Origin of the sequence: Acidovorax facilis (genome assembly GCF_023913775.1) — a bacterium.
Classification (GTDB): domain Bacteria; phylum Pseudomonadota; class Gammaproteobacteria; order Burkholderiales; family Burkholderiaceae_C; genus Acidovorax; species Acidovorax facilis.
In genome coordinates, this window is record NZ_JAMXAX010000195.1 from 1 (window position 1) to 8,166 (window position 8,166).

Below are 8,166 nucleotides of genomic sequence, written 5' to 3' on the forward strand. Positions count from 1 at the left end.
GGTGGAAATCGGGCCTCAAGGCCCTGCGAACGGCCCAAATGGGCGGCGCAAGAGGCCACAAAATCCAAAAAATGGCGTCTTCCGCGTTCGCGCGGGAAATTTCGAGGGCTTGTTCAGCGTAGCCTTAGCACGCACGGGGCAAGCCAACTCGGGTTGGGTCTATGTCATGGATGTGGTCACTGCCGTCCCTGTTCTGTGATGACCAATCCGTCCTCTACGTTAAGCCGGTGTTCAACATAGAAATGGACCTGTATGGATGTCGACTGGCGGCAGCGTCACTTGGGCAACGGTGTCAATCGTTATGGCCAGCGCTTTGGGAATGCTCTTGACGGTAGTTCTGTCGGGCGCGCTGCTGCTGATGGCGATCTCGCTTCACTGTCCGCACGGACGGAAACAACTCGGCGGAAGCAAGGTTGTAGCGGAGGCCTCCCCTATAAGCCTGGTGCCGATGAGTTCGACAATGATTTCGGGCGAGCTTTTTTAACTTTTATGGAGAAAAGCATGAGTTTTTTTGACAAGCTTCTTTCGAGCATGGGTGGCGGACACCATGGCAACCGTGGCGGTCATGGCGGGAACAAACATGGCTACCAGGGTGAGCCCTATGGTTATCCTGCGCAGCCGACGCCGCCGGCTAACACGGGAATTTCGTGTCCCGCTTGTTCAGCCACCAATTTGCCGAACGCACGCTTTTGCGCCCAGTGCGGAAAATCAATGACACCGGCAAGCTGTGACGCCTGTAAATCCCCATTGGTGGCAGGTGCGAAGTTTTGTGCGAACTGCGGGAAGTCGCAGGTCTAAAAAACCACGTTGCGGAACGCGTATGGCCTGACTCAACCTTCCTTATTGCAGAGGCTGTACCTCACCGTTACCAGGGTTACAGGGTCACATCGGAGAGAGTTTTGGAGTCGTAAATGCCCTCAAACTTTCATAGCCCCGTCAATGCATCTCGTGAGTCACTCGGTGCACTACTACTTTCGGCCGGTGGAATTTCGGTTGTCCTTTTATTGATCATTCTGTACTTTTTGTGGAGAGACAAAAAGCTCAAAATACCAGATATATATCGAAAAAAGCTACCTCCTAAAACCAGAAGAAAAAGAAGGTGACGAAGGTGGCTTGTGGGAAAAATTTAGAGGAACTGACGCTTAGTGGGAAACCAGATGAAAACGCGGTTTCATGCCCCAATGCGAATCGAGGCGATGCAATGAAATTTTTCCATGCTTGGCGCCTCGATTCGGCGCCATTTTCACGCAAGTTTCCGTCTTCCGTCGACCATGCAGGTGAGGCTCCGAGGAATCACAATCCCATTTGGCTGGTAACCGGCGGCAGTCTTTGGCTGGCGACCGCGGCCAATTTTCCTCTGTGGCGCGAATTGTCCCATCTTGCGTTGACTAGCGACCCAGCAGGGCTTGCTTTTTCGTTGGCAATGATGTTAATCATTGCTGCAACACTGATGGCCATGCTCAGCCTGTTTGCATGGCGCTGGACATTGAAACCCGTTCTCACGCTGATGCTATTCGCCTCGGCTTTTGGGGCCTACTTCATGTGGAGTTATCGCGTTGTGATTGATGCGACCATGATGATCAATGTGCTTCAAACCGACGTGAGGGAGGCAGCAGACCTGTTCAGTCCGCGATTAGTCGTTACGGTGCTTGTATTGGCTGTATTGCCATCCTGGACAATCTGGCGCCTACCTATTGGCTACGGCCCTTGGTCACGACGGCTGCTTCAGAATTTTCTGATGGCGATAGCTGCCGTGATCCTGCTTGCAGTGTCGGTTGTACTCAGCTATCAACCGCTTGCGTCCACGATGCGTAACCACAAGCAGGTGCGGTATTTGATGAACCCGCTGAATTCGATGTATGCCTTGGGCTATTTAGCTGCAGGGCCGCTACAACGTGATCGATCAGTCCTGGAGCCCATAGGTCTGGATGCGCGCTCCCCTGAGGTTGCTTCCAATGATCTTCCGCCGCTGATAATTTTGGTGGTTGGAGAGACGGCGCGGAGTGGCAATTTCAGCATAAATGGCTATCCTCGTCCGACGACTCCCAAGCTGGGACACGAAGAAGTCGCCAGCTTCCGGAACGTCTCAGCATGTGGGACCAGTACGGCGGCGGCCCTTCCCTGCATGTTTTCAAACCTTGGGCGAACCCAATTCGACGCGAGAAGCAAGAATTTTGAGGGTCTTCTGGACGTGATCCAACGCGCGGGGATGGCAGTGCTTTGGTTGGACAATCAGTCAGGTTGCAAAGCGGCATGTGATCGCGTTGGCTATGCCAATACATCCAAACTAAGGAACCCTCAATTGTGTCCGGAGGGTGCGTGTTACGACGCCATCATGCTTGAGGATTTGGATGCACGGATTGCAGCGCTGCCTGCAAAGGCGCGTGCGCGCGGGGTGGTTTTGGTACTGCACGCGATGGGTAGCCATGGCCCGGCCTACTACCTTCGCTCTCCCCAAGCGTTTAAACAATTTGGGCCTGAATGTTCGAGCAACGATTTGCAAAACTGCAGCCAAGCCGAACTGCTAAATGCGTACGACAACTCGATCATCTACACCGACCATTTCCTCGACTCAACTATTCATTGGCTCAGAACGCAGCAAGCCACCTATGCTCCCGCCATGGTGTATGTCGGTGATCATGGAGAGTCCCTCGGCGAGAACAATCTTTACCTCCACGGCCTGCCGTATGCTATCGCGCCTGATGTGCAGACGAGGGTGCCTTGGTTTACCTGGCTATCCCCCCGCTTTGCAAGCCAGAAAACTCTCACTCCGCAGTGTTTGCACAAGAAACAAGAGGAGAAGATTACGCACGACAATTACTTTCACTCGGTACTAGGGCTGCTCAGTATTAAGACCGTTGTCTACCAGCCTCAACTAGATGTGTATGCATCTTGCACAGGTACAAGATGATGATCTCTTGCCCCTGAGAGGTACCGCAGTCGCCTTTCGGCCCTTGAACTCGACCGACATTCATGCTTCTTTGTTGGCGCTTGACGTGAAGTTGTAGGCAAGCAAACGCAATGCATTCGCGACAACCATCACAGTGGATCCTTCATGGAAAAGCACAGCAGTTCCAATGTTGAGACCAAATATCGTGGCCGGAATCAACACCGCAACCACGCCCAAGCTGACAAACAGGTTCTGGCGAATGATGCGACTCGTGCTGCGGGACAATCCAACCGCAAACGGAAGTTGAGCCAGGTCGTCAGCCATGAGGGCCACATCGGCGGTTTCAAGCGCAACATCGGACCCTGCAGCACCCATTGCAATGCCGACGGTAGCGTTGGCCATGGCAGGGGCATCATTGACGCCATCTCCTACCATCGCCACCTTGCCGTGCTTCTCGCGGAGCGCCTTGATTTCTTGGACTTTTTGCTCGGGCATGAGGTCGCCCCTGGCTTCTGTGAGTCCAACGCTTTTTGCAACGGCTTCGGCCACCTTTTGATTGTCCCCGGAGATCATGATCAACCGCTCGATGCCCAGGGAGCGTAGTTCCGCCATCACCTGCGCTGCAGCCGGCCGAGGGGTATCCATGACGGCAATGACTCCCAGAAATCTCGTGCCCTTGCGCACCACCATCGTGGTCCGACCTGCGGCAACCAGTTTGTCGTTGACCGCCACCAACTCCGCTGGCAATGCCGAATCCTTCAGTTCATCAAAAAGCGATGGTTTGCCAATATGCACCTGTTGCCCATCAACAAGTGCCTGGACGCCCCGACCGGTGATGCTTTTCACATCGGTGACCGCTGGCGGATTCACACGGCCGCCCAGTCGCTCCCGCGCCCCGTTGACGATAGCGCCCGCCAAGGGATGGTCGCTTTGCTGCTCTACAGCCAGCGCAACCGAAAGCAATTCATCGTCACTTACCCCATCCATTGCCACTGCGTCGGTCAGTTTTGGTTTGCCCTCTGTAAGCGTGCCTGTCTTGTCGAAAGCAATCGACGTCAACGTGCCAAGGTTCTCCAGCGGTCCGCCGCCCTTGACCAGAACGCCACCCCGTCCAGCCCTTGCCACACCGCTCAAAACCGCACTGGGCACCGAGATGGCCAATGCGCAAGGGCTGGCCGCAACGAGAACGGCCATGGCGCGATAAAAAGTCGCAGAAAATGGCTCGTCAATGACGAGACCGGCGAACATCAGCAAAACCACAAGCGCCAAAACCGCCGGCACAAAGATCCGCTCAAATTTTTCGGTGAACTGCTGGGTCGGCGAGCGTTGCGCCTCGGCTTCCGTGACCATCTTGACAACGCGTGCCATGGTCGATTGTTCGGAGCGCCTGGCAACCATCACCTCGATAGCGCCAGAGCCGTTGATCGTGCCGGCAAAAACGCGGTGCTCAGCGCCCACCCGATCAAAAGCGCTGAGCGCTGCCTTTGCGTCAGTTATCGGACTTTTATCGACGGGTACGCTTTCTCCGGTCACCGGTGCCTGGTTAACGCTTGAAGTTCCCACGACCACGACCCCATCGGCCGGAAGGCGCTCGTTTGGCCGCACGATGACCACATCGCCAACCTGGAGCTTGCCGACGCCGATTTCTTCCGTTCCATTTTCCCGGCGAACCGTTGCCACCTCCGGCGCCAGCTTGGCCAGTGCCTCGATAGCCTTACGAGCTCGGCCCATGGCGTAGTGCTCCAAAGAGTGGCCCAGGCTGAAGAGGAACAGCAGGAGAGCACCTTCTGCCCATTTCCCCAGGGCCGCCGCACCAACTGCGGCAACCAGCATCAGGGTGTCTATTTCAAAGCGGCGGGCGCGAAGATTTTCGACGGCCTCTTTGACGGTATAAAAGCCGCCAAACAAATAAGCCACGACATAAAAAGCCGTCGGTAACCAGCTGGGTGAGGCGCCGCTGCGTTCTACCAACCAGCCACCGAGTAAAAGAAGGCCTGCCAACGCAGCAAAGATCAGCTCGGTTTGCTCCCCAAACATGCCACCGTGCGCGTGATCATGTTCCGCATGGTCACTTGTGTCGCCGTGTTTGTGATCGTGTCCAGAATGATCCTCCGCCCCGAGAGGCGGCTCACCTCCGGGAGAAGGCAGTTGCTCATCTGCCGCAGTGATCGGTGGCGATGTAGGAGTCGTTTCAGGCGCGGCGGCCCGATGTTCGTGACTGTGGTTCTGTTCGCTGGTGGAATGCCCAGGATGTGAATGCGGTTTTGGCTTATCCTCAGCCGCCGCAGCAATCAAATCCCGATCTCTTTTGTCATTGCCTATACCCAGCGCGGCGGCCTTTGCCCGCAGGTCACTGGCAGACACCTGTCGCCTGTCATATTCAATGCGTACGGTGCCAGAGGCCGAGACATCAGCTTCAAATACGCCGGTTGTGTCGCGCAGAGCCTCTGCGATGCGGCGTGCGGCGCGCGCATGTAGAGGCGGCGCACTGATGACGACATGGGCGTACTGCTCGTTTAGCGCAGCACCTGCCGCGCTTACCAGTTCTCGAACTCTCGTCAGTGAAATTACAGACGGAATGTAGTGGATGCAAAGTTGCGGAGGATGATCCTGACCTTGTGCAACATGCGCCTCCGAGATGCCAGGTCGGCCGGAAAGGGAGGCGATCAGTCGGGCTACGCAACGATCCTCAACATTGTCAACATGAGGAAGGACCAGCGGCAGGTCCAGACGCAATTTGATGGGTTCGCTCATGATGAGGACTCGCTTTCATTTCTGACAAAATATCAAAGAACGGCACGGGAAGGCGTCGGCCTGTTTCATGTTCCACCGCCTCAATACTGAAGCGAGGCGCGTTCGTTTAACAGGCCGTCCAGGCGGCGACGGGCCTTTTGCACAGCGTTGGCAAGTGCTTGTCGCCGCTGAAAGTATGAGGGTGTAAGTCGGCGACCTTGCCGCTCTCCTTCCTGAACTTCCTGACCTTGCTGCAGGGCTGACTCCGCACTCTTAAGTTCACTGTAGGCATCGTCGACCTGCTTGTCGAGTTGCTTGAGACGAGCAGACCGAGCCGCGGCATTTTCAAGTAGCTGCGCGCGCGACATGGAAAGGGCTTTCTGAGCTGCCTCCGCGTCTTGCGCATTTGGCGGATGCCGTTCAATGCTTATTTTTTCTTTTCGGCTTGCCTTGGGCACCGGTTCATCGGAATAGATAATTCGGCCGTCTGACAGAGTTGACTTGTAAATAATGCGTTCGTCGGCGATGCTCAGCGTAGCGATACCGGACAGAGCTGCGCATGCGGCCAGTCTGAAAACTTGTTCGACTTTCATGGCTTCGGTGCAGCATCTGCTGGGCCAGATCCGGCTGCTGCTGCAGCGGGAAGCCTTTGCTTGTCCAAGGCGGCCTGGAGTTGCCATGCCGCCCGCCAAGCGCTCGGTGCCCCAAAGATCAATAGCGCAACGCCCATAACCAGGTACAACCAACCGAGCACTGTCAGCGAGTTGATGGCTCTGACGGCATCATCCCTGTAAAGAAATGCTATACCCAGTTGGACGCTGAACAGCGCCGCAAGTACTATGGCCGACCACAAGCTCAGACGCAGCCGTAGCAGGAGAGCAACTCCGAATATGGATTGCGCTGCAGTCAGGAAAAACTCTTCATGTTGGCGTGCATCCAGCGGAAGGGCCGTCCAGGTCCCAGCGCCGAAGCTCATTGCCAGGGGCAGCATCCCCACAAGCAATCGCCACTGGTTGATCTTGTCGCTGATCATGGTGGTCAGACCGCCTTCCGCACGGCCGGAAAGTACGAATAGAACGGCGATAACGACTGCCGGGGCCTCACTGGCCAGTGGCGCCAGCCACTGGATAAGCAAAAACTCATCAATACCCCAGATTCTTCCTGACTCGATCATGGCCTCTGCGAATGGTTCGGCCGATGCCAATATGACCGCTGCAGCAATGACGGTCAGACCGCCCATCCATGCCCATTGCCTGGCAGGGGTCAGCGTTGCAAGCGCCACAGCGGGCCCGGGCTCATCATCCGCTTCAAGACCTGACTTGACCTTGGGCATGCGCCCAGCCTGCCAGAGATATGCGCCAAAGATGGCGACAAGCACAACTGTATCCAGCAAGCCGATGCTGTTTTTCAGGACAATGACGAATGCGTACAGGCTGGCCAGCAGCAAAAAACCAATCTCCACCATGTTGACAGTGGCCAGGGCAATACCCCGCTGACGAGTACGCCACCAGTGTAAAAAAACCATCAGCGGCCAAGCCAGCCCAACCAGCAATCGGTTAGCGCCGGTCATATTGGCCGCCGCGTATTGGACATAGTTGGACTCTGGCGCCTTGCCGGCCTGATAGGCGTAGTACATGTCTACAGCGTATTCAGGCAGCACCGTGACCAGCGCAACTAACGCGAGTATGAGACCTTGAGATATCCGTTTTTCGGCGGCCTCGGCACTCCCACGAAAGCATGAAACCTGCAGCCAGCACTGCAACCCCGAAAACTGCCAGCACGGGATTGGGACGCCAGCCACTCAAGCGAAAGACAATGGCAGGTGCGATACCGATCAGGGCAATAGCAAGAAGAGTCAAAAAGCGCTTCACTTCGAATCCTTATGGAAGTTAATTTTGGATTTCAAGCATCACCATCGGATAGCTGTGATAGACGGAAAGTGACTGAAGTAATAGACATTCATGCGACCGCGAAAGGCCCACTAGCAGGGAAATTAGTCCGGCCCATCACCTGCCTCTTTCCCTTCGGTTTTGAGCCTTCCGAGTCCGAAAAGCACCAAAAAATTTGCCAGGGCAAGCACAAAGCCAATGTCGTAATATCCGAAGCCGACGGCAGCGCCCACTACACCTGTGTTGAGAATACTGGCTGCGGTGGCTGTACCGTGCGTGGTTGTGCCGGCCTTGAGAATGGCACCACCACCGATAAAACCTATACCCGTGATGACGCCCTCCAGAATCCGGGCTTGCCCGACCGAGCGCTCGCCGAGCACCTCAATTGCGAGTAGCACGAAGCCGCAGCTGGCCATGGCAACGATAGGGAAAGTTCGGAGGCCCGCGCTTCTCGAGCCATTTTCCCGGTTCCACGCAATCGGCATGGTGAATAGGAAAGCCAGGGACATCCGGAAAAGATGGTTAGTTGTCGCATCCCGTACGATCATATGGTCGCTTGTGAAACAGGTGCGGGTGGGTCTGGTACCACTCTTTCATCGCCTGCATCGGCGTACTGCTCTTGAGCGCTGACTGCGGTAACTGGTGGTTGTACAG

The 8,166-nt window shown here is 55.8% G+C and carries 7 protein-coding genes and 1 pseudogene; 3 read left to right on the forward strand and 5 right to left on the reverse strand.

Annotation, left to right across the window (positions count from 1 at the left end; translation table 11 throughout):
* The 3 genes from NFX52_RS28490 to NFX52_RS28500 all read left to right on the forward strand — a co-directional run.
* Nucleotides 1–199 (forward strand): hypothetical protein (locus tag NFX52_RS28490; RefSeq protein WP_252635939.1); only part of this gene is annotated, 199 nt, incomplete at its 5' end.
* Nucleotides 200–252: 53 nt separating this feature from the next.
* On the forward strand, nucleotides 253–798 hold the full coding sequence (locus NFX52_RS28495; protein ID WP_238385724.1) for a zinc ribbon domain-containing protein: 546 nt from the start codon (nucleotides 253–255) through the stop codon (nucleotides 796–798).
* Between the two features lie 301 nt (nucleotides 799–1,099).
* On the forward strand, nucleotides 1,100–2,911 hold the full coding sequence (locus NFX52_RS28500; RefSeq protein ID WP_238385725.1) for a phosphoethanolamine transferase: 1,812 nt from the start codon (nucleotides 1,100–1,102) through the stop codon (nucleotides 2,909–2,911).
* 60 nt (nucleotides 2,912–2,971) lie between these two features.
* On the opposite strand, the gene NFX52_RS28505 is transcribed toward NFX52_RS28500, so the two are convergent.
* From NFX52_RS28505 to NFX52_RS28525, 5 genes and pseudogenes are all read right to left on the reverse strand, one after another.
* On the reverse strand, nucleotides 2,972–5,644 hold the full coding sequence (locus NFX52_RS28505) for a heavy metal translocating P-type ATPase (protein WP_055401326.1): 2,673 nt from the start codon (nucleotides 5,642–5,644) through the stop codon (nucleotides 2,972–2,974).
* 80 nt (nucleotides 5,645–5,724) lie between these two features.
* On the reverse strand, nucleotides 5,725–6,216 hold the full coding sequence (locus tag NFX52_RS28510) for a DUF4124 domain-containing protein (protein ID WP_055401328.1): 492 nt from the start codon (nucleotides 6,214–6,216) through the stop codon (nucleotides 5,725–5,727).
* Nucleotides 6,213–7,259 carry a calcium:cation antiporter family protein gene (locus tag NFX52_RS28515; protein WP_353848505.1) on the reverse strand — a complete coding sequence of 349 codons (1,047 nt, stop codon included), beginning with the start codon at nucleotides 7,257–7,259 and terminating at the stop codon, nucleotides 6,213–6,215. The genes NFX52_RS28510 and NFX52_RS28515 overlap by 4 nt, the downstream gene beginning before the upstream one ends.
* Nucleotides 7,260–7,616: 357 nt before the next feature.
* Complete coding sequence (locus tag NFX52_RS28520; protein WP_252635940.1) at nucleotides 7,617–8,021, reverse strand: MgtC/SapB family protein; 405 nt, start codon at nucleotides 8,019–8,021, stop codon at nucleotides 7,617–7,619.
* Nucleotides 8,022–8,034: 13 nt separating this feature from the next.
* Nucleotides 8,035–8,166 (reverse strand): annotated as a pseudogene (locus tag NFX52_RS28525) (IS481 family transposase); the annotation flags it as partial.

Excerpts from the sequence above, each read along its gene's own strand:
- NFX52_RS28510 (WP_055401328.1), bottom strand. The coding sequence starts at position 6,216 with ATGAAAGTCGAACAAGTTTTCAGACTGGCCGCATGCGCAGCTCTGTCC.
- NFX52_RS28505 (WP_055401326.1), bottom strand. The coding sequence starts at position 5,644 with ATGAGCGAACCCATCAAATTGCGTCTGGACCTGCCGCTGGTCCTTCCT.
- NFX52_RS28495 (WP_238385724.1), top strand. The coding sequence starts at position 253 with ATGGATGTCGACTGGCGGCAGCGTCACTTGGGCAACGGTGTCAATCGT.
- NFX52_RS28515 (WP_353848505.1), bottom strand. The coding sequence starts at position 7,259 with ATGTACTACGCCTATCAGGCCGGCAAGGCGCCAGAGTCCAACTATGTC.
- NFX52_RS28520 (WP_252635940.1), bottom strand. The coding sequence starts at position 8,021 with ATGTCCCTGGCTTTCCTATTCACCATGCCGATTGCGTGGAACCGGGAA.